This is a genomic window from Streptomyces sp. NPDC059201 (genome assembly GCF_042754585.1).
GTDB lineage: Bacteria > Actinomycetota > Actinomycetes > Streptomycetales > Streptomycetaceae > Streptomyces.
This window is the reverse complement of sequence record NZ_JBHZBB010000012.1, coordinates 189,844-209,035: the sequence shown is the minus strand read 5'-3', so window position 1 is coordinate 209,035 and position 19,192 is coordinate 189,844. Positions and strand designations below refer to the sequence as shown.

Genomic DNA, 19,192 nt, shown 5'->3' with positions numbered 1-19,192 from the left:
CCCCGTGGCGCGGCGCGCCGCCGGACGTGCGCCCGCCGCCCGCCGCAGGGTTGACGGTGTGACCACCTCCGAAGCGCGAACCGGCCCGCGGTCCCTGGTCCCTGTGCGGGTGCACGGCGGCGGGTGGCTCCTGGCCGCCCTCGCGGCGGCCTTCACCCTCGCCCAACTCGCCCTCTCCGTCCCCGGGACGGGCCTCGGCTGGGACGAGGCGGTGTACGTCAGCCAGGTCGGCGGCAACGCCCCGCCCGCGTACTTCAGCGCCCCCCGGGCCCGGGGCATCACCTATCTCGTCGCCCCCGTCGCCGCGTTCACCGCCTCCACCACCGCGATCCGCGTCTGGTTGGCGCTGCTCTCCGGGGCCGCGCTCTACGGCGCGCTGCGGGTGTGGCGCCCGCTGCTGCCCGCGCGGGTGCTCGTCGCCGGGGGCGCCCTCTTCGCCGGGCTGTGGGTCACCCTCTTCTACGGCCCGCGGGTGATGCCCAACCTGTGGTGCGCCTTCGGGGCCCTGGTGGCCGTCGGCTGCCTGCCGCGCGCGGGCCGCGACCGGCGGGCCCTCGCCGGACTGGGCGCGGCCGTCGCGGCCGTCACGCTGCTGCGGCCCGCCGACGGCCTCTGGCTCGCGCTGCCGCTCCTCGCCGCCGGGCTGCTGGTGCCCGCCTGGCGCCGCCCCCGGGTCCCGGTCGTGACCGCCGCCGGGCTGCTCCTCGGCGCCGTCCCCTGGGTGGTGGAGGCGTACACCTCCTACGGCGGGCTCGCCGCGCGGCTGCACCGGGCCGGTGAGATCCAGGGCGACATGGGCTGGTACTTCTCGGTCGACGACCATGTGCGGGCGCTCGCCGGGCGCACCCTGTGCCGGCCGTGCGACATCGCGTGGGCGCACCCGTGGACGGGCTTCTGGTGGTTCCTGCTGCCGTTCGCCGTCCTGGGCGGTCTCGTCGCCGCGCGCCGGGCGGGCCGCGCCGCGCCCGTCCTCCTCGCGACGGTGACGGCGGCCTCGCTGGCGGGGCCGTACCTCTTCACCATCGGCTACGCGGCCCCCCGCTTCCTGCTGCCCGCCTACGCGCTGCTCGCCCTGCCCGTGGGCGAGTGCGCGCTCCTCCTGTGGACCGCGGCGACCCGCTCGGCCCGCCGTCGCCTCTGGGTCGGCCTGCTGGCCGCCCTGCTGGTCGTCCATCTGGCCGTGCAGTACGCCGTCCTCCACCGCGCCGTCGGCTACAGCCGTTCCGTACGCGTGCAGTTCACCGGCATCGCGGCCGCCCTGCACGGCCTCGGCGTCCGCCCGCCCTGCCTGGTCACCGGCCGCGAGTACGTCCCGATCGGCTACTACACCGGCTGCTCCTCCCGCCAACCCCGCGGCCACGACGGCAGCATCACCGAAGCGGGCCTGGCAGCGGCTGCCCGCACGGTCCCACTAGCGGTGGTCGTCCACGCAGGCCGCACCCCACCCCCCTACGCCCAGACCTGGCCCCGCACCCGCCTCCCCTCCGCCCCCGGCTGGCGCCCCCTCGACGCCTACATCGCCCCATCGGCGACCGAACCCCATGTAGTCCCGTAAGGGCAGGAGTCCCCCTCGCCGCGCGGACAGACGACGAGCGCCCGGGACACGTACTGCTGGGCCTTCGAGTAGTAGCCCTGAACGACGTCACACCCCGCCGCCAGCAGCAACGTCTCCCGGCACCGCAGCAGCCGGTCCCACACCGGGAAGTGCTCCTGGTCCACCGGCGGGTTCCGCGTCAGCTCCCCTTCCAGCCAGGAGACCGCCGCATCGACGTCGGAGTACGTGGCGACCACCTGCCCGGCAGGCCGCCGCAGCCAGTCCTTGATCTCGATGGGCGGATACTCGGCCGGCACCTCCCCTCGGCGGATCGCCGAGTCCGGGTACGACCTGCCGGTGTACGCGTACGCGTGCCAGTGCCGCCTCACGCCCTCCTCACCGTCCGGCACGGGCGGCCGCCCTCCGTGCGATCTCGGCGACGTGCCCGGACTCCAGGAGCAGCAGGGCACCGACCAGATACTCCCGCGTCCACCGGATCGCGTCCCCCGGTGCGGACAGCAGGTCCGCCGGTGGAATCTCCGCCCGGAGGGCGGGATCCACCAGAGCCTGCGCGAGCACCTCGCTCGTCATCTCGGAGGCCAGCCAGTGGAACGTGCGCTCCTTGAGCGCGAAGGTGAGGTGCAACGAGGGCTCGTCGCCGACGGTGTACGGCGAGTGGACATAGCCGCGCGGCAGCCAGAACACGTCACCGGGAGCCAGCGTGACCGTCCGCTCCGGTGCCGTATGGGCGAGGAAGTGCCGCTCCGCCGGGGTGAACCCCCTCTCCAGGAAGTTCCCGTACTCCGTCATCGGATTCTTGACGAGGGGCGCATGCAGGGGCCACGCCTTCCGTCCGGAAAGCTGGACGATCAGCGTGACGTACGGGTCGTAGTGGTACTTGAGCCCCTGCGCCCCCGCCGGGGTCAGATACGCGTTCACATGCACCGCGCACCCGGTCTCGGCCTGGATCTCGCGTCTCAGCACGCTCAGGGACGGTTTCACCGTCTGGAGCTGCCGCACCGAGAGCGTGCCCCCGCCGTCGAGGTGCGCGCGGACCGCGCCGGGCCGGGGCATCTCCCCGTCGATGTACGTGGACCGCTCCAGTACCTTCCCCTCCGACAACAGGACGACGTTCCTGGCGGGAAGGCACTCCGCGTCCACCAGCGCGTCGACCTCACCCAGGGACAACAGCGAGGCCAGAGCGGAGGGATCGCGGTGGAAGAGGGTCGGCCTGGTAGGCCATTCCGTGAGGATCTCCGGGACGTGGTCCACGAGATCGGCCAGCGGCATAGCTGACTCCTTCGGTAGGGAGGCCGGGCAGGACCCACCCCTTCGCGGGTGGATCCCGCCGTGGGTCAGTGGGCCGCGTCGGCCCGGGCGATCCAGGCGCGCGCGAACGCGGTGATCTCGGCCGCGCTCATCCGCAGCTCCCGCCCGACGCCCTCGGGCTTGCTGTCCCCGAGCGCGTATCCGCCGCCGTGCAGTTCGGCCAGCGTGATGCAGCTCTCCATGTTGCCGTCGTTGTCCGTCCCGCCCCCGCAGAGCGCGGCGAACTCGCCGGTGACCTCCCGCTCGTACAGATCACTCATGACCGTTGGTCTCCTGTCTCTGACTTCGATGGGGACTGGGTCCCGGCCCCGGACGGTCTTGCCGGACATGACCGGGGGCGGGACGCGACCGCTCCCTCTAACGAGAGGGCGGAGTGTTCAGACATCACCCATTGCAGGGGCGCACGGAGTCGTTCACGGCGCCGCCTCGATGCGCATCTTGGGCGGGTCGTGCGGGTGGTTCCGGATCTCCACCACGCAGTCCACGGCGGCGGATTCGTCGTGGCGTGCCCCCGCACCCGTGTAGAGGTCGAACCACCGGACGAGGTGTGCGCAGGCCGTGCAGTCGGGTGCGGGCTCGGGGCGGGGCCGGAGCCCGTGGTCGACGGACAGCACCATCACCGGTGCCGGGGGCACGGGCGTGGTGAGGACGCGGATCGTCGCCCACTCGCCCTCGTCGGGCGCCCGCAGGTCCCCGGGCGACGCGGCCCACTCGGCGCCGCCGCCCGGCGGGCTCACGTACACCCTCCCGGCCTGACTCCGCGAAACCCGCCCGAGCCGGGCCTTTCCGTGGCCGGTGTCGACGACGTAGGCGCCGGCGGCGGGGATGTTGAACGAGGACATGACGGCTCCTCTCTGTAGCGATTCCACTACCAAGGGTGCTCAGCGTGGCGTAGAGTCGAGAACCCTTCAACCGGGCAGTCCGGAAGGAAGAGTTATGGTTAATCGCAAGGAACTGAGCCCAGAGGACGGTCCACGCGCGGCCTATGGTGCGCATTTACGCAGGCTGCGAGAGCGTCGGGGTTGGACCCAGGACGACCTGGCAGCTCAGACGGGCTACTCCAGCCAGCACGTCTCTGCGGTGGAAACTGCCCGGAAGCCTCCAACCCTTCCGTTTTCGCGGGAAGCCGACCAGGCTCTCGGTACGGCAGGGACCACCGACTCGCTCGAACGCCTGTGGAACGAGATCCGGTATGGCAGCTTGCGAGAGGGCTTTCCGGAGTACGTCGCATACGAGGGGCGCGCCGTCGAGATCCGGTCGTTCCACCTGGGGATCATTCCGGGTCTGCTACAGACGGCCGGCTACGCGCAGGCGCTCGCGAACGGCGACGTACGGCGAGGCTCCATCACGCAGCAACAGGCAGACGAACGCGTCGCGTTCCTAGCGGAACGGCAAGCGACGCTGAAGACGGGCCGTCCGCCCATGCTGCTCGTGGTGATGGACGAGAGTTGCGTCCGCCGCCCAGTCGGCGGATGCACCGTCATGGGCGCGCAACTGGAACGCCTGGTCGAGTTTGCCGAGTTGCCGAACACCATGCTCCAGGTGGCGCCGTACGAGATAGGCGAGCGTCGCCCGTTCGATCTGCCGGTCAATCTGCTCACCCTGGCCGACCGCTCAATGGTCGCGTACGCGGAGACCCACGCACAGGGATACGTGGACCGCGAGCGCACCGCCGTGGCATCCCTGATGACCGCCTACCATCAACTCCAGGCCGAATGCCTCTCTCAGGCAGAGTCCGTGGCCTTGATCGAGAAGGTACGAAAGGGCATGTCATGACGACCGCTTCCCCCCGCTGGCACACGTCCTCATACAGCTCCGGCGGCGGCGAGTGCGTCGAGGTTGCCACCAACCTCGTCACCCCCCACGGCCTCGTCCCCGTCCGCGACTCCAAGCGCCCCACCGGCCCCACCCTCTCCCTCCCCTCCGCCGCCTTCTCCGCCTTCGTGACCGGCGTCAAGAACGGCGGGTTCGACACCCCCCGCTGACTACCCCGCCGGCCACGGCACCTCCGGCGACCGGTACCAGTCCACCCCCAACGCCTCGAAGCGGTGGGCCTGTTCGCCGAGGCGGAGCCGATACGTGTCCCAGGTGCGGCCCTCGCGTGGGGACCAGCCGAGTTCGGCGAGGCCGGGGAGGCGAGGGAAGGCCATCGTGTCTAGCTGCTCCAAGGACGACAGGGTCTCGGTCCAGAGCGGGGCCTCGACGCCTCGGACGGCGCTCTCGGGGACGTCGGGGAGGTGGCTGCCGGGGTCCCACTCGTACGCCTCGCGGACGGTGACGGTGCCGGCCCACTGGAGGCCGAGCGGGAAGTCGGCGGTGTACTTCATGTCGAGGTAGGCGCGGTCGGCGGGCGAGACGACGATCCCGGCGCCGGCCTTCGCCGCCTCCGCGACCTTCTCCTTCTCCTCCGCGGAAGTGCGGTCGTGTCCCCAGTACTGGACGACCGCGCCGGGCACGGGCGTGGCGTCGCCGGTGAGCTGGTGCCAGGCCATGACCTGCTTGCCGTGCTTCGTGACGAGGGGCTGGATGCGGTCCATGAGGGTGCGGTAGTCGGCGGGGCTGGTGGAGCGCGCCTCGTCGCCGCCGATGTGGACGTACCGGCCGGGGGTGAGCGCGGCGATCTCGCGCAGCACGTCGTCGGCGAAGTCGTAGGTGACCTCCTTGCCGGCGCAGAGGGTGGAGAAGCCGACCTCGACGCCGGTGTACGGCTCGGGGGCCTTTCCGTCGCAGTTGAGCTCCGGGTAGGAGACGAGGGCCGCGTTGGTGTGTCCGGGCATGTCGATCTCGGGGACGACCTCGATGTGCCGGGCGGCGGCGTGGCGCACGATCTCCTTGTACTGGTCCTGGGTGTAGAAGCCGCCGGGCCCGCCGCCGACCTCGGTGGCGCCGCCGACGGTGGTGAGGTTCGGCCGGGAGGCGATGGCGATGCGCCAGCCCTGGTCGTCGGTGAGGTGGAGGTGGAGGGTGTTGAGCTTGTAGAGGGCGATGCGGTCGATGTACGCCTTCACCTCCTCGACCGTGAAGAAGTGGCGGGCGACGTCGAGCATGGCGCCGCGGTAGGGGAAGCGCGGGGTGTCGGTGACGGTGCCGCCGGCGATCTTCCAGGCGCGGTGCTGGACGGTGGTGCGCTCGATGGCGGCGGGGAGCTGCTGGCGGACGGTCTGGACGCCGCGGAAGAGGCCGGCGGGGGTGCGGGCGGTGAGGGTGAGCCGGGTGGGCTCGGAGCGGAGCCGGTACCCCTCGTCGCCGAGGTCCCCGGCGGCCGGGTCGAGCAGGAGGCGGATCTCCGCGTCGGCGCCGGTGACGACGGGGAGCCGGAAGCCGGTGGCGGGGCGGAGCCGGGCGGCGAGCTGCTCGGCGACGGCGCGGACGCCGGGGCCGCCGCCGGGGACGCCGATGCGGGTGGCGGCGGTGAGGGTGTACGGGGCTCCGCCGGGCGCGACGGAGGCGGGGAGGGGGATCACCCGGCCGAGCGGGCGGACCTCGGGTTCGGCGGCGGGGAGGGCCGGTCCCGGCGCGGAGTCGGCCGGGGGCGCCTCCGTACAGCCGAGGGCGGCGGCGAGCAGCAGGACTGCGGGGGCGATCAGGCGCCGTCTCACGGGCGGACCCTTTCGGTGCGCGGGCGGGTCACCATGCGTACTGCCGCCCGCACTCGGGGTCAAGGTCTGGACCAATAAGCGTGTCGAACGCGATGATCATGCGGTCCCTGCCCGATTTCGGGCAGGATTCTTGCGAGAACCACGCGGTACCCCTCAGTATTCATGGGTGCTCGAACGCCGCCCGACCCATGACGACCTCATCGACCACCTGGTCCGGAGCACCGCGCTCCAGCGTGGTGAGGCCGCCCGGGTGGTGCTCGACGTGCTGGCGTACTTCGACGAGACGACCGAGGAGTTCGTCCGCCGCCGCCACCGCGAGCTTCAGTCCGGCGGAGCGGTGAACGCGGACATCTTCGAGCGGATCTCGGCCGAACTGCCGCACCGGGCCGTCGCGCCGCCGGAGCTCTCGCTCCGGCAGCTGCGCCGGATCGTCTACGGCTAGTCCGGCCCTCTCGTCCAGGCCGAGCACCACCATCACCAACCGGAGGGGTTTCCTTTATGTGCGGAATTGTCGGTTACATCGGTAAGCGCGACGTGGCGCCGCTGCTCCTGGAGGGCCTCGCCCGCCTGGAGTACCGCGGTTACGACTCCGCCGGCCTCGTCATCAACAGCCCGAAGAGCGCGGCGCTGAAGATGGTCAAGGCCAAGGGCCGGGTCCGTGACCTGGAAGCCCGCGTCCCCAAGCGCTTCTCCGGCACCACCGGCATCGCGCACACCCGCTGGGCCACCCACGGCGCCCCCAGCGACCACAACTCGCACCCCCACCTGGACCCCGAGAACAAGGTCGCGGTCGTCCACAACGGCATCGTCGACAACGCCCAGGAGCTCCGCGCCAAGCTGGAGGCCGACGGCGTCGTCTTCGCCTCCGAGACGGACACCGAGGTCATCACCCACCTCATCGCCCGCTCCCAGGCCGAGTCCCTGGAGGACAAGGTCCGCGAGGCGCTCAAGGTCATCGAGGGCACCTACGGCATCGCCGTGATGCACGCCGACTTCAACGACCGCATCGTCGTCGCCCGCAACGGCTCCCCGGTCATCCTCGGCATCGGCGAGAAGGAGATGCTGGTCGCCTCCGACGTGGCCGCCCTCATCGCCCACACCCGCCAGGTCGTCACCCTCGACGACGGCGAGATGGCCACCCTCAAGGCCGACGACTTCCGCACCTACACGGTGGCCGGCGCCTCCACCACGTCGACCCCCGAGACCGTCGAGTGGGAGGCCGCCTCCTACGACATGGGCGGCCACGACACGTACATGCACAAGGAGATCTCCGAGCAGCCCGACGCGGTCGACCGCGTGCTGCGCGGCCGGATCGACGACCGCTTCTCCACCGTGCACCTCGGCGGCCTCAACCTCGACCCGCGCGAGGCCCGCACCATCCGCCGCATCAAGATCCTCGGCTGCGGCACCTCGTACCACGCCGGCATGATCGGCGCCTCCCTCATCGAGGGCATGGCCCGCATCCCGGCCGACGCCGAGCCGGCCTCCGAGTTCCGCTACCGCAACCCGGTCGTGGACCCCGACACGCTGTACATCGCCGTCTCCCAGTCCGGCGAGACCTACGACGTGCTCGCCGCCGTCCAGGAGCTCAAGCGCAAGGGCGCCCGCGTCCTCGGCGTGGTCAACGTGGTCGGCTCCGCCATCGCCCGCGAGGCCGACGGCGGCGTCTACGTCCACGCCGGCCCCGAGGTCTGCGTCGTCTCCACCAAGTGCTTCACCAACACGGTGACCGCCTTCGCCCTCCTCGCCCTCCACCTCGGCCGCATCCGCGACCTGTCCGTCACCGACGGCAAGCGGATCATCGAGGGCCTGCGCAGGCTCCCCGCGCAGATCGAGGAGATCCTCAAGACCGAGGACGAGATCAAGCGGATCGCCGCCGAGTACGCCGGCGCCCAGTCGATGATGTTCATCGGCCGCGTCCGGGGCTACCCGGTCGCCCTGGAGGCATCCCTCAAGCTGAAGGAGATCTCCTACATCCACGCCGAGGCGTACCCGGCCTCCGAGCTCAAGCACGGCCCGCTCGCCCTCATCGAGCCCGCCCTGCCGACGGTCGCGATCGTCCCCGACGACGACCTGCTGGAGAAGAACCGCGCCGCCCTGGAGGAGATCAAGGCCCGCTCCGGCCGCATCCTCGCGGTCGCGCACCAGCCGCAGGCGAAGGCCGACCACACCATCGTCGTGCCGAAGAACGAGGACGAGCTCGACCCGATCCTCATGGGCATCCCGCTCCAGCTCTTCGCGTACCACACCGCCCTCGCCATGGGCCGCGACATCGACAAGCCGCGCAACCTGGCCAAGTCCGTCACGGTCGAGTAGTCGCCCGGCGGGACCTGTCACCCGCCGAGCACGCCACGGCCCCGGGCCTGTCCCCCGGAGCCGTACGCCGGGCCTGTCCCCCGGCGAAGCCGACCGGACACGAGGAACGGCCCCCTCTCGCTTCCCAGGAGCGAGAGGGGGCCGTTCTGCTGTGCTTCCCTCCGTTACGCGGCCGCCGCCGTGCCGCCGCTCGTGCGGCGCAGGGCCATCGGCCAGCCGGCCACCGCCGCCGTGGCGCCGTACCAGGCGGCGAGGCCCGCCAGCGCGGCCACCCAGCCGCCCGCCTTGCCGAGGCCCTCGTTGCCCGCCAGCGCGGCGATGCCCGAGAGCACCAGCGCGACGAAGAGCAGGCCGTACACGCCCTGCCCGAAGACCCCGCCGCCCGAGGCGGCCAGCGTCAGCGTGAGCGCGAGCAGCGCCCACAGGAGCAGGAAGAGACCCGCCGCGTCGGCCGAGGCCCCGCCGCCCACCCCGGTCCCCCAGGTGAACCAGAAGGCGCCGAGCGCCGTGAAGGCCGTGCCGTCGCCGGTGCTGCCCGCGCGCAGGGCGAGCAGGCCGACCAGGAAGAGCGCCACGCCACCCACCCAGGTGGCGAGTCCCGCGGCATCCGCTGCCGCGACGTTGTCGAGCACCCCGGTACCACCCAGGCCGAAGGCCAGGAGGGTCAGTCCGAGTGCGAGGTTTCCGAGAGTGGAGGTGCCGTTCCCCGACGCGACGTCCTTGTTCACGTGGGGCTCCCTTCGAACGAGCGGTGATGCCGCGTGAGCTGCTGATTCCGGTGCTCTTTAGCTACCCTTCACAAGCGCACAAATCACCTGAGGCGGACAGAAATTCTCGCCACGGGAAGGGAGTTGAGGGAGGGTCGGGCGTTACGGACGAGGTCCGGGCACCGTCAAAGGATCACGGTCACGGTCACGGGATGACGATCACGGGCCGGCGGGCGCGCCGCGCGAGGCGGCCGGCCACCGAGCCGAAGATCCGCCCGACGATCCCGTGCGTCGAGCCCACCACGATCGCGTCGGCCGAGTACTCCCGGCCGACCTCCTCCAGCTCGTGGCAGATGTCCCCGCCGCGCTCCACCAGGATCCACGGCACCTCGGAGAGGTGCTCCGCGCAGGCCAGCTCAAGACCCAGGACCTCGGTCCTGTGGTCCGGGACGTCGACGAAGACCGGCGGCTCGCAGCCGGCCCACACGGTGGTGGGGAGCCGGTTCGCGACGTGCACGATGATCAGGCCGGAGCCGGAGCGCCGGGCCATGCCGATGGCATAGGCGAGGGCGCGCTCACTGGACGTGGAGCCGTCGAAGCCGACGACGACACCGTGCCGGAAGGCCGGGTCGCAGGCGTGGCGTGGCTGTTCGACCGCGAGGGGGTCCACCGTGGAGTCGGCGACGCGCTTGCGGTCCGCGGGTTCGGGGAATTCGTGACCGGCCATGGGTGTCTCGGCTAGGGAAGTCCTCGTGGGAAGGGACGGTGGAGAGGGACGGAACAACGGGTGGCGGCGGAGCTGCTGTGTCCGGGAATCATCTTCCCAATCCCATACCCCCAAGGGTACGGCGACACTCCTCTCCTGCCCAGCGCCCGCCGTGCCACACCCGGCGTGCTGACCGCTCGTGCGCGGCTCTGCGCGCGCGGCGTCCTCCGGAGGATGCACGAAGGATTCACCATCTGGCAATGCCGGATGTGTCCTACAGGCGTCCTCCGGCCGCCGCCGCGAGGGCCGAACGGGCGTCGCTCAGAGTGACCGGAACCTTCCGTTCCTCGTTCCCCACAGGTCCGGATCACCGCCGCAGGGAGACCGCCCGTGCCCGCACCGTCCACGCCCGCCTCCGCCGCCCCCGCCCCCTCCGTCCGCTCCCGCCGCCGCACCCGGGTCCCGGGCCCCGCGGCGCCCGTCGCCCCGGAGACGGGCGGACCGGGCGGCGGACCGGGCGGACCGGGCGGACCCGTGGCGGCCGCGGGGGCGGAGCCGGCGGCGGACGGCGGGGTCCTCGCGGACCCGGCCGGCGACGTGGTCCGCTGGGCGGTCTTCTGCTGCGCCCTCGTCCCGCTGGTGCTCGTCGCCTTCGGGACCTCGCTGGGCGGGGCGGGCGGAGCCGCCCTCGGGCTCGCCTCCGTGACGGCCGCCTGCCGGCTGCTGCTGCGCCGCGCCGAGCGGGGGCTGCGCGCGGAGGGCGCCACGGGCGCCGGGAGCCGTCGCCAGGGCTGAGCGGACGCGTCCGGACCCCCTTCGAGTTGACAGGTTCGCACAGCCGATCCCATATGTTTTCAGCCAACTTGAAGTTCCCGGCGCGTCCTTGGCGAAACGGTACGTCAAGCCCTCCCCGATCCCCCGGGAACGCCGTGCCACAAGGGGCCGCACCCTTCGCGTACGGCCACTTCGTCACCGCGGGACCCCTTCCGGAGCCCCTCCGGCCGCTCCCCCCGCGATCGATCGCTTCACGCCAAGTGGCCTTGTCGACAATGTGCCGGATGGAGAACTTGTCACGCCGGCGGCACGGGACGCAGTAGATTCGATCATGGGTACCGAAGACTGGGGTCTCGTGCAAAACCGAGGGGAAACGTGGCACAGCGACACGACCAGGGAGACGCCAACACCGAGGGGGGCTTAGCACCATGAGCCAGGACTCCGCCGCACCGGAGGTCGCACGGAAGCTGTCCGGGCGCCGCCGTCGCGAAGTCGTCGCGGTGCTGCTGTTCAGCGGCGGCCCCATCTTCGAGAGCTCCATCCCGCTCTCCGTGTTCGGCATCGACCGGCAGGACGCCGGGGTGCCCCGCTACCGGCTGCTCGTCTGCGCCGGTGAGGAGGGCCCCCTGCGGACCACGGGCGGGCTCGAACTCACCGCGCCGTACGGCCTGGAGGCGATCGGCCGCGCGGGGACGGTCGTCGTCCCCGCCTGGCGCTCGATCACCTCGCCGCCGCCGCCGGAAGCGCTCGAAGCGCTCCGCAGGGCGCACGAGGAAGGGGCCAGGATCGTCGGCCTGTGCACCGGGGCGTTCGTCCTCGCCGCGGCCGGCCTGCTCGACGGCCGCCCGGCGACCACGCACTGGATGTACGCGCCGACGCTCGCCAAGCGCTACCCGTCGGTCCACGTGGACCCGCGGGAGCTCTTCGTCGACGACGGGGACGTGCTCACCTCCGCCGGCACCGCGGCCGGAATCGATCTCTGTCTGCACATCGTGCGGACCGACCACGGCACCGAGGCCGCGGGCGCGCTGGCGCGCCGGCTGGTCGTCCCGCCGCGGCGCAGCGGCGGTCAGGAGCGCTACCTCGACAGGTCTTTACCCGAGGAGATCGGCTCCGACCCGCTCGCCGAGGTCGTGGCCTGGGCGCTGGAGCACCTCCACGAGCAGTTCGACGTGGAGACCCTGGCGGCCCGCGCGTACATGTCACGGCGGACCTTCGACCGCCGCTTCCGCTCGCTGACCGGCTCCGCGCCGCTCCAGTGGCTGATCACCCAGCGGGTGCTCCAGGCGCAGCGGCTCCTGGAGACCTCGGACTACTCGGTGGACGAGGTCGCGGGGCGCTGCGGCTTCCGCTCGCCGGTGGCGCTGCGCGGCCACTTCCGGCGGCAGCTCGGCTCCTCGCCGGCGGCCTACCGGGCGGCGTACCGGGCCCGGCGGCCGCAGGGCGAGCAGCCGACGGCCGTCCTGGACCCGGTGGTGCCCGCGCAGGTGGTGGCGGGAATCCGCCGCCCCGGAGGGCCGCTGGAGCCGGGCAAGCCCGGAGCCGACGCCTACGCGCCGGGCCGGGCCGCGCTGCCGGGCCAGCGCAGCGCGCCGTAGGGAAGAAGAGGACCGGCGCCGCCACAAGCGGCGCGACGCGGTACCGACGGGCGTCCGGGGCCACCTCCCCCGGGCGCCCGTCGGCGTGTCCGGAGGGTGCCCGCGGGGACCTCTCCCCCGCCCCGGCCGCCTAAGGTAGGACGCATGAACGATCGCATGGTGTGGATCGACTGCGAGATGACCGGGCTCTCGCTGACGGACGACGCACTCATCGAGGTGGCCGCGCTGGTCACCGACTCGGAACTGAACGTGCTCGGCGAAGGTGTGGACATCGTGATCCGCCCGCCGGACCGCGCCCTGGAGACCATGCCGGAGATCGTGCGCCAGATGCACACGGCCTCCGGGCTGCTCGACGCGCTGCCCGGCGGCACCACGCTGGCCGACGCGGAGGCGCAGGTCCTCGCGTACATCCGCGAGCACGTGAAGGAGCCCGGCAAGGCGCCGCTGTGCGGGAACTCGGTCTCCACCGACCGCGGCTTCCTCGCCCGCGACATGCCCGCCCTGGAGAACCACCTGCACTACCGGATCGTCGATGTGTCCTCGGTCAAGGAACTGGCGCGCCGCTGGTACCCGAGGGCGTACTTCAACAGTCCGGAGAAGAACGGCAACCACCGGGCGCTCGCCGACATCCGCGAGTCCATCGCCGAGCTGCGCTACTACCGCGAGGCGGTCTTCGTCCCGCAGCCCGGCCCCGACTCGGAGACCGCGAAGGAGATCGCGGCCCGTCACGTCGTCCCCGCGGAGTAACGGCCTCCGCGAGGGCTCGCTCGCGCACCCGGGGAAAACGTGTGCGCGAGCACCCCTCGGAACCCTGTAGACTTCTTCTCGGCCGGTCGGGGAAACCTTCGGGAAGACCTCCGGTCATGGTGGGTATAGCTCAGCTGGCAGAGCACCTGGTTGTGGTCCAGGATGTCGCGGGTTCAAGTCCCGTTACTCACCCTGATGGCCGAGGCCCCGGTTCGGAAGAACCGGGGCCTCGGTCTTTTCGCGTTCCCCCGCTAGGCGCAGGTGAGGACCGCCGGGGGCGGGTTGGTGCCCGTCCAGGAGGCGTTGAAGCCGAAGCTCGTGGAGCCTCCGGCCGGGACCGTGCCGTTGTACGCGAGGTGCGTCGCCGTCACGGCGGTACCGGTCTGGGTGACCATGGCGTTCCACCCCTGGGTGACCCGCTGGCCGGCCGGGTACTCCCAGGCGACCTTCCAGCCGGTCAGCGGGGCGGTGCCGGTGTTGCGGACCGTGACCTGGCCGGTGAAGCCGCCACCCCACTGGCTCTGCACGGTGTACGTGGCGGAGCAGACCGCCGGGCCGGGCGGCGTGACCGGGCCCAGGGCCCCGGCGATCCCGGCGTACGCGGGCTTGGGATTGAGGTTCTCGTCGTACGGGGTCGCCGCGCCCTGGCCCGGGAAGAAGTCCGGGATCCAGGAGTCGGAGTCGGTGAAGCCCCAGACGGTGAGGCCCGCGCAGCGGGTGACGGCCAGGCAGGCGCGGGTCACGGCCGCGTAGTCCGCCTTCTGCTGGGCGAGCTTGGCCTCGGTGGCCGGCAGGGTCATGCGGATGTCGAGCTCGGTGATCGCCACGTCGACGCCGAGGTCGGCGAAGCGGCGGAGGTTGGCCTCCAGGGTGGAGGGGACCTGGCCGAGGATCAGGTGGGCCTGGAAGCCGACCCCGTCGACCGGCACGCCCTGCGCCAGGAGGCGCTTGACCAGGGCGTACATGCCGTCGCTCTTCGCGCCGACGCCGTCGGTCGAGTAGTCGTTGAGGTAGAGCTCCGCGGCCGGGTCGGCGGCCCGGGCGGCCCGGAAGGCGTCCGCGATGTACGACTCGCCGAGGGTGGCGCCGAAGACGGACTGCCTCAGGGTGCCGTCCTCGTTCAGCGGCTCGTTGACGACGTCCCAGTGGTCGATCCGGCCCTTGTACCGGGTGACCTGGGTGGTGACGTGGTCGGTCATGACCGCGCGGAGGGTGTCGGGGGTCCAGGTGCCGCCGCTCACCCAGGACGGCAGCTGGCTGTGCCAGACCAGGGTGTGGCCGCGGACCTCCTGGCCGTGGGCCTCGGCGAAGTCGACGATCCGGTCGGCGCCGGTCCAGGAGTACTGGCCCCGGACGGGTTCGACGGAGCCCCACTTCATCTCGTTGCCGGGGGTGACCGAGTCGAACTGGGCGGCGGCGGTGTCCGCGTACGCGCCGGTGAGCTTTCCGCCGGTGACGGCGGTGCCGAGGTAGATCCCCCGGGCCTCGGCGAGGTCCCGCAGCGGGGCGTCGGCGGCCGTCGCCGTCCCGGTGACGGTGGCGGTCAGGGCGGCGGCGAGGAGCGCCGTGACGGCGGTCAGGCGGCGGAGCACGCGGCACCTCCGAGGGTGAAGGCGGCGGGTACGGGGTTGGTGCCGGTCCAGCCGCCGGTGAAGCCGAAGGAGGCGGAGCCGCCGGCGGCGACCGTGCCGTTCCAGCCCACGTTCTTCGCGGTGACGGCGGTGCCGGTCCGGGCGGGGGTGGCGTTCCACATCTGGCCGACGGTCTGCCCGGCGGGGAAGGTCCAACCGAGGGTCCAGCCGTTCCAGGCGGTGGTGGAGGTGTTGGTCACGGTGACGTCGGCCTGGAAGCCGCCCTGCCACTGGTTGGTGATCTTGTACGCGACCTTGCAGGCGCCGGCGGGCGGGGTGCCCGGGTCGGTGCCGCCGCCGTCGCCTCCCCCGTCGCCGCCTCCGGTCTCGCTGGTGTCGCCGTAGACGATGCCGCGCCCGTTGGTGGCCACGTACACGCGGCCGTAGACGCGCGGGTCGCCGGTGATGGTGGCGCCGGTCCAGCCCCACTGGTGGGCGTCGTCGTTGACCCGGACCCAGGTGGCGCCGGCGTCGGTGGAGCGGAAGACGCCGCGGACGCCGCCGATCTTCGCGCTGGAGTAGAGCGCCGGGTAGGAGGCGTTCGGGGCGGCCTTGCCGAAGCCGATGGCGTCGGCCTGCTCGACGCCGGAGACCTTGGCGAAGGTGGCGCCGCCGTCGGTGGAGTGCCACAGGCCGTAGGTGGCGTCGGGGGCGCCGCCCGCGAGCCAGATGTCGCCCTTCCTGCCGGGGACGGCCTTGAAGCGGACGTTGCCCTGGGCGGGCAGGCCGGTGGCCTTGGCGGTGAAGGTGAGGCCGCCGTCGGCGGAGGCGTAGAAGGTGCCGCCCTTGAAGCCGTAGAAGGTCTTCGGGTCGACCCGGTCGGACTCGACGGTCGCGCCGGCCGGGATGCCGGTGGCGGCGGTCCAGGAGGTGCCGTGACCGGTGGCGGCGTGGACGCCGGCGGTGCCCTCGGGGCTCCAGACGAAGCGGGCGCCGTCGGCCGCCGCGGCGACCGTGCCGCCGCCGGTGACGCCCGCGGGCTCCTGCCCGGCGAACCAGTTCGCGCCGTTGTCGGTGGAGAAGGCGACCCGGGGCCCGCCCTCCAGGTGGCCGGAGCGGACCAGCGTGTCCGGGTCGGTCTCGGCGTAGTCGAGGCTGGTGGTGGAGGTGAAGTTCGGGGAGGTGAACATCATCGGCGGGACGGCGCCGAGGTCGGTGTGGCGGAAGCCGCCGACGTCGCCGAGGGCGCTGATCAGCGGGGCGCCGGAGGGCGGCGAGACCAGGTCGAGGACGGCGGTCTCCTCCAGGCCCTTCACCATCGGCCGGATCGTGAAGTTCGTGTTCGTGTCCCACTTGGTGAGCTCGGTGGTGCCGTAGACCGTGGCGCCGGTGCCGTACAGCATGCGGTCCGGGTCGAAGGGGTCGATCTCCAGGGCCTCGGTCATCCAGCCGAGCTTGGGGGTCTGCTCCGGCGGGGTGGGGTTGCCGCCCCAGGTCAGCCACGGCACCGAGGAGACGTCCATCGTGTAGCGGTCGGTCCGGCTCGGGTAGGACGAGTAGTCCCACGCCTTGGTCCAGGTGGAGCCGGAGTCGGTGGAGCGGAAGATCTGGGTGTCGGGCCACCAGGAGCTGTACGCGGAGACCATGACCGTGCCGGGGTTCTGCCGGTCGACGGTCAGGCCGCTGAAGCCGTGGTAGGTGTCGGCCTCGGCGACGGGGCTGATATTCGTCCACGTACCGGTGGCCGTCGCGTACCGCCAGACCTGGCCCTTGCCGCCGTCGTACGGACCGGCGGTGTCGCTGTACGCGAGGTAGAGGTAGCCGTTCTCGGCGTCGAGGACGCCCTTGTGGGCGAGGTAGCCGGTGGGCTGGCCCGCGAGGCGGGTCCAGGTGGCGCCCGCGTCGGTGGAGCGGTAGACCGCGTTCTCCTTGTCGCCGACGCCGACGTAGATCGTCTTGGTGGCGGTGGCCCCGGCGCCGGTTCCGCTGCCGGTCGACTCGTCGAAGGTGACCCAGACGATGCCCTGCTCGTCGGAGTTGTAGCCGCTGGTGTCGGAGGGGTCCTGCTGATAGTTGCCGGGGTTGGTGAAGGAGGTGACCTTCGCCCAGGTGGCGCCGGAGTCGGTGGAGCGCCACAGGCCGTTGCCGCTGGGGGCGCCGAGGTAGAGGACGCTGTTCTTGTGCGGGTCGACGGCGAGGCGCTCGCCCATGCCCCGGCCCGGCATGTTGCCGCCGAGCTTGAAGGGGAGGTCGGCGCGCTGCCAGGTGGCGCCCCGGTCGGCGGAGCGCAGGACGGCGCCCGCGCCGGGGTCCCAGTCGTTGGTGTACGTGCCGACGGCGGCGTACACCCTGTCCGGGTCGGCGGTGTCGGAGGCGAGGGAGACGACGCCGGTGTGGCCCCAGTCGTCCCAGCCGATGTGGTCGAGGAGCGGGATCCAGGCGGAGCCCGCCTGGTCCCAGCGGTAGGCGCCGCCGATGTCGGTGCGGGCGTAGAGGAGGTCCTTCTCGGTCCGGTTGAAGACCAGGCCGGGGACGAAGCCGCCGCCGTCGATCCGGACGTTCTTCCAGGTGTACGAGGAGGCTGCCGTGGTCCCGGCCCGGGCCTGGGCCGGTGCGGGTTCGGCGGCGCCGGCCGGCACGGCGCCCGCGAGGAGCCCGGCCGAGAGGGCCAGCCCCGCGAGCCCGGCGAGGAGTCGTGGTCTGCGCATGGGTATCCCGTCGGAAAGTGAAGTATGGGAGCGCTCCCACTATCCGTTTGCTGTCAGAACACGGTCAATACGCGGGACGCGTCGAAGACGTTCGACGCGCCTCGTGTCCGGTCCGCCGAACGGGTGAGCCGGGCCGGGGGCCCGGCGCCGCCCCGCCGGCCGCCCCGCCCCCGCCGCCTACGGTCGGGCCCATGGGGCGGAGGAACGGGACACCACGACGGGACGGGGCACGCGCGCGCGTACGAGGACGGACCCGCGCACGCGCGCGTGCCCTCGTACGCGGACGCACCCGCGCGCGTGCCCTCGCGCTTCTGCTCGCCGCCGCGCTGCTCGGCGGCTGCGCCACCGACCCGCCGGTGCCGCCGGCGGCGGGCGCCGGGGAGGCCGTGGACGGCTCGGGGCGGCCGGTCACGCTCACCGTCGGGGTCTACGGCACCTTCGGGCTCAAGGAGGCCGGGCTCTACGACACGTACATGCGGCTCCACCCGGACGTCGCGATCCGGCAGACCTCCCTCTCCCGCGCCGACGTCTACTACCCGCAGCTGCTCACCCACCTCACCGCCGGCGCCGGGCTCGCCGACATCCAGGCCGTGGAGGTCGGGAACATCGCGGAGGTCGTCGACACCCAGGCCGACCGGCTGGTCGACCTGGCGCACGCGCCCGGCGTGGACGAGAGCGCGTTCCTGCCGTGGAAGTGGGCGCAGGCGCGGACCGACGACGGGCGGGTGCTGGGCCTCGGCACCGACATCGGGCCGCTGGCCGTCTGCTACCGCAAGGACCACTTCGCCGCCGCCGGGCTGCCCACCGACCGCGAGGAGGTCGGGCGGCTGTGGGCCGGGGACTGGCGCCGGTACCTGGAGACGGGCCGCAGGTTCGCCGAACGGGCGCCGGACGGCGTGGCGTTCACCGACTCCGCCTCCGGCGTGATGGCCGCCGTCGTCTCGGGCGCGAAGCTGCGCTACTACGACGCGCGGGGGCGGCTGGTGGTGGCCACCAACCCGGCCGTGCGGGCCGCCTGGGACCTCGGCGCGGACTTCGCCCGGTACGGACTGACCGCCCGCCTCCAGCAGTTCACCCCCGACTGGGACCAGGGCTTCGCGCACGGCCGGTTCGCCTCGATCGCCTGCCCGGCGTGGATGCTCGGCTACATCCAGGACAAGGGCGGACCGGACGGGAAGGGGAAGTGGGACATCGCGAAGGCCCCCCGGCCCGGGAACTGGGGCGGGTCCTTCCTGGTCGTCCCGGCCGCCGGGAAGCACGTGGAGGAGGCGGCCGAGCTGGCGGCCTGGCTCACCGCCCCCGAGCAGCAGGCGGTGCTCTTCGAGCGGCGCGGCAGCTTCCCGAGCGCCGAGGCCGCCTTCGGGCTGCCGCAGGTGCGGGACGCCCGGCACCCGTACTTCGGGGACGCGCCGGTCGGCCGGATCTACTCGGCGGCGGCCATGGGCGTGCCGGTGGCGCCGGTCGGCCCGAAGGACGGCCTGGTGAACCAGATCCTGTCCGACACCGGCATGCTCCAGGTCGACCAGACGGGCCGCTCACCGGACTCGGCCTGGCGGGCGGCGATGAAGGCGATCGACAACGCGCTGGACCGGTGAGGTGGACG

18 protein-coding genes and 1 tRNA gene are annotated in these 19,192 nt (G+C 72.6%); 10 read left to right on the top strand and 9 right to left on the bottom strand.

The annotated features are described in order from the left end of the window. Positions 1 to 58 precede the first annotated feature (58 nt). Positions 59 to 1,555 (top strand): hypothetical protein, encoded by a 1,497-nt coding sequence (locus ACFXMG_RS32220; protein WP_383821150.1) that lies wholly within the window; start codon positions 59 to 61, stop codon positions 1,553 to 1,555. Here the strand turns inward: ACFXMG_RS32220 and ACFXMG_RS32215 are convergent. From ACFXMG_RS32215 to ACFXMG_RS32200, 4 genes are all read right to left on the bottom strand, one after another. Then, on the bottom strand, positions 1,513 to 1,944 hold the full coding sequence (locus ACFXMG_RS32215) for a hypothetical protein (RefSeq protein ID WP_383821147.1): 432 nt from the start codon (positions 1,942 to 1,944) through the stop codon (positions 1,513 to 1,515). The genes ACFXMG_RS32220 and ACFXMG_RS32215 overlap by 43 nt on opposite strands. After that, positions 1,931 to 2,824 (bottom strand): JmjC domain-containing protein, encoded by an 894-nt coding sequence (locus tag ACFXMG_RS32210; protein ID WP_383821144.1) that lies wholly within the window; start codon positions 2,822 to 2,824, stop codon positions 1,931 to 1,933. Before ACFXMG_RS32210 ends, ACFXMG_RS32215 begins: the two co-directional genes overlap by 14 nt. A 65-nt stretch (positions 2,825 to 2,889) precedes the next feature. Then, the gene (locus ACFXMG_RS32205; RefSeq protein WP_383821141.1) at positions 2,890 to 3,123 is read right to left on the bottom strand and encodes a DUF397 domain-containing protein; all 234 of its coding nucleotides are present in this window, start codon (positions 3,121 to 3,123) and stop codon (positions 2,890 to 2,892) included. 153 nt (positions 3,124 to 3,276) lie between these two features. Continuing rightward, on the bottom strand, positions 3,277 to 3,705 hold the full coding sequence (locus ACFXMG_RS32200; RefSeq protein ID WP_383821138.1) for a hypothetical protein: 429 nt from the start codon (positions 3,703 to 3,705) through the stop codon (positions 3,277 to 3,279). A 94-nt stretch (positions 3,706 to 3,799) separates the two neighbouring features. Here ACFXMG_RS32200 and ACFXMG_RS32195 point away from each other — a divergent pair, with 94 nt between their 5' ends. Further along, on the top strand, positions 3,800 to 4,639 hold the full coding sequence (locus ACFXMG_RS32195) for a helix-turn-helix domain-containing protein (RefSeq protein ID WP_383821135.1): 840 nt from the start codon (positions 3,800 to 3,802) through the stop codon (positions 4,637 to 4,639). Then, positions 4,636 to 4,848, top strand: a complete 213-nt coding sequence (locus ACFXMG_RS32190; protein WP_383821132.1) for a DUF397 domain-containing protein — start codon at positions 4,636 to 4,638, stop codon at positions 4,846 to 4,848. The genes ACFXMG_RS32195 and ACFXMG_RS32190 overlap by 4 nt, the downstream gene beginning before the upstream one ends. Here the strand turns inward: ACFXMG_RS32190 and ACFXMG_RS32185 are convergent, their stop codons facing one another. After that, on the bottom strand, positions 4,849 to 6,462 hold the full coding sequence (locus ACFXMG_RS32185) for a beta-N-acetylhexosaminidase (RefSeq protein WP_383821130.1): 1,614 nt from the start codon (positions 6,460 to 6,462) through the stop codon (positions 4,849 to 4,851). A gap of 166 nt (positions 6,463 to 6,628) precedes the next feature. Between ACFXMG_RS32185 and ACFXMG_RS32180 the strand changes: the two genes are divergently transcribed. Further along, positions 6,629 to 6,904, top strand: a complete 276-nt coding sequence (locus tag ACFXMG_RS32180; protein WP_383821127.1) for a hypothetical protein — start codon at positions 6,629 to 6,631, stop codon at positions 6,902 to 6,904. A gap of 56 nt (positions 6,905 to 6,960) precedes the next feature. After that, a complete protein-coding gene (gene glmS / locus ACFXMG_RS32175; protein ID WP_383821124.1) occupies positions 6,961 to 8,778 on the top strand; it encodes a glutamine--fructose-6-phosphate transaminase (isomerizing) in 1,818 nt (605 codons plus the stop codon). A 164-nt stretch (positions 8,779 to 8,942) separates the two neighbouring features. On the opposite strand, the gene ACFXMG_RS32170 is transcribed toward glmS, so the two are convergent. Both ACFXMG_RS32170 and ACFXMG_RS32165 read right to left on the bottom strand, forming a co-directional pair. Beyond that, positions 8,943 to 9,506: a GPR1/FUN34/YaaH family transporter gene (locus ACFXMG_RS32170; RefSeq protein WP_383821122.1), complete on the bottom strand. Its 564-nt coding sequence runs from the start codon at positions 9,504 to 9,506 to the stop codon at positions 8,943 to 8,945. A gap of 184 nt (positions 9,507 to 9,690) precedes the next feature. After that, positions 9,691 to 10,212, bottom strand: coding sequence for a universal stress protein (locus ACFXMG_RS32165; RefSeq protein ID WP_355958018.1), 522 nt, complete (start codon positions 10,210 to 10,212; stop codon positions 9,691 to 9,693). Between the two features lie 369 nt (positions 10,213 to 10,581). Between ACFXMG_RS32165 and ACFXMG_RS32160 the strand changes: the two genes are divergently transcribed. The 4 genes from ACFXMG_RS32160 (at position 10,582) to ACFXMG_RS32145 (ending at position 13,502) form a co-directional block, all read left to right on the top strand. After that, complete coding sequence (locus tag ACFXMG_RS32160; RefSeq protein WP_383821119.1) at positions 10,582 to 10,986, top strand: hypothetical protein; 405 nt, start codon at positions 10,582 to 10,584, stop codon at positions 10,984 to 10,986. A 407-nt stretch (positions 10,987 to 11,393) separates the two neighbouring features. Continuing rightward, positions 11,394 to 12,563, top strand: coding sequence for a helix-turn-helix domain-containing protein (locus ACFXMG_RS32155; RefSeq protein WP_383821116.1), 1,170 nt, complete (start codon positions 11,394 to 11,396; stop codon positions 12,561 to 12,563). Positions 12,564 to 12,707: 144 nt separating this feature from the next. Beyond that, on the top strand, positions 12,708 to 13,310 hold the full coding sequence (gene orn, locus ACFXMG_RS32150; protein WP_360317654.1) for an oligoribonuclease: 603 nt from the start codon (positions 12,708 to 12,710) through the stop codon (positions 13,308 to 13,310). Between the two features lie 119 nt (positions 13,311 to 13,429). Then, positions 13,430 to 13,502, top strand: a tRNA-His gene (locus ACFXMG_RS32145). Positions 13,503 to 13,561: 59 nt separating this feature from the next. On the opposite strand, the gene ACFXMG_RS32140 is transcribed toward ACFXMG_RS32145, so the two are convergent. Continuing rightward, a complete protein-coding gene (locus tag ACFXMG_RS32140; protein WP_383821113.1) occupies positions 13,562 to 14,902 on the bottom strand; it encodes an endo-1,4-beta-xylanase in 1,341 nt (446 codons plus the stop codon). Further along, positions 14,887 to 17,589, bottom strand: a complete 2,703-nt coding sequence (locus ACFXMG_RS32135) for a cellulose binding domain-containing protein (RefSeq protein ID WP_383821109.1) — start codon at positions 17,587 to 17,589, stop codon at positions 14,887 to 14,889. The genes ACFXMG_RS32140 and ACFXMG_RS32135 overlap by 16 nt, the downstream gene beginning before the upstream one ends. Positions 17,590 to 17,780: 191 nt before the next feature. On the opposite strand from ACFXMG_RS32135, the gene ACFXMG_RS32130 reads away from it, so the two are divergent. Continuing rightward, positions 17,781 to 19,184, top strand: a complete 1,404-nt coding sequence (locus ACFXMG_RS32130; RefSeq protein WP_383821106.1) for an extracellular solute-binding protein — start codon at positions 17,781 to 17,783, stop codon at positions 19,182 to 19,184. The last annotated feature ends 8 nt before the right edge of the window (positions 19,185 to 19,192 follow it).

Coding starts and splice junctions, on each gene's coding strand:
- ACFXMG_RS32210 (WP_383821144.1), bottom strand. CDS start 2,824: ATGCCGCTGGCCGATCTCGTGGACCACGTCCCGGAGATCCTCACGGAA.
- ACFXMG_RS32205 (WP_383821141.1), bottom strand. CDS start 3,123: ATGAGTGATCTGTACGAGCGGGAGGTCACCGGCGAGTTCGCCGCGCTC.
- ACFXMG_RS32200 (WP_383821138.1), bottom strand. CDS start 3,705: ATGTCCTCGTTCAACATCCCCGCCGCCGGCGCCTACGTCGTCGACACC.
- ACFXMG_RS32195 (WP_383821135.1), top strand. CDS start 3,800: ATGGTTAATCGCAAGGAACTGAGCCCAGAGGACGGTCCACGCGCGGCC.
- ACFXMG_RS32190 (WP_383821132.1), top strand. CDS start 4,636: ATGACGACCGCTTCCCCCCGCTGGCACACGTCCTCATACAGCTCCGGC.
- glmS (WP_383821124.1), top strand. CDS start 6,961: ATGTGCGGAATTGTCGGTTACATCGGTAAGCGCGACGTGGCGCCGCTG.
- ACFXMG_RS32165 (WP_355958018.1), bottom strand. CDS start 10,212: ATGGCCGGTCACGAATTCCCCGAACCCGCGGACCGCAAGCGCGTCGCC.
- ACFXMG_RS32155 (WP_383821116.1), top strand. CDS start 11,394: ATGAGCCAGGACTCCGCCGCACCGGAGGTCGCACGGAAGCTGTCCGGG.
- orn (WP_360317654.1), top strand. CDS start 12,708: ATGAACGATCGCATGGTGTGGATCGACTGCGAGATGACCGGGCTCTCG.
- ACFXMG_RS32135 (WP_383821109.1), bottom strand. CDS start 17,589: ATGCGCAGACCACGACTCCTCGCCGGGCTCGCGGGGCTGGCCCTCTCG.
- ACFXMG_RS32130 (WP_383821106.1), top strand. CDS start 17,781: ATGGGGCGGAGGAACGGGACACCACGACGGGACGGGGCACGCGCGCGC.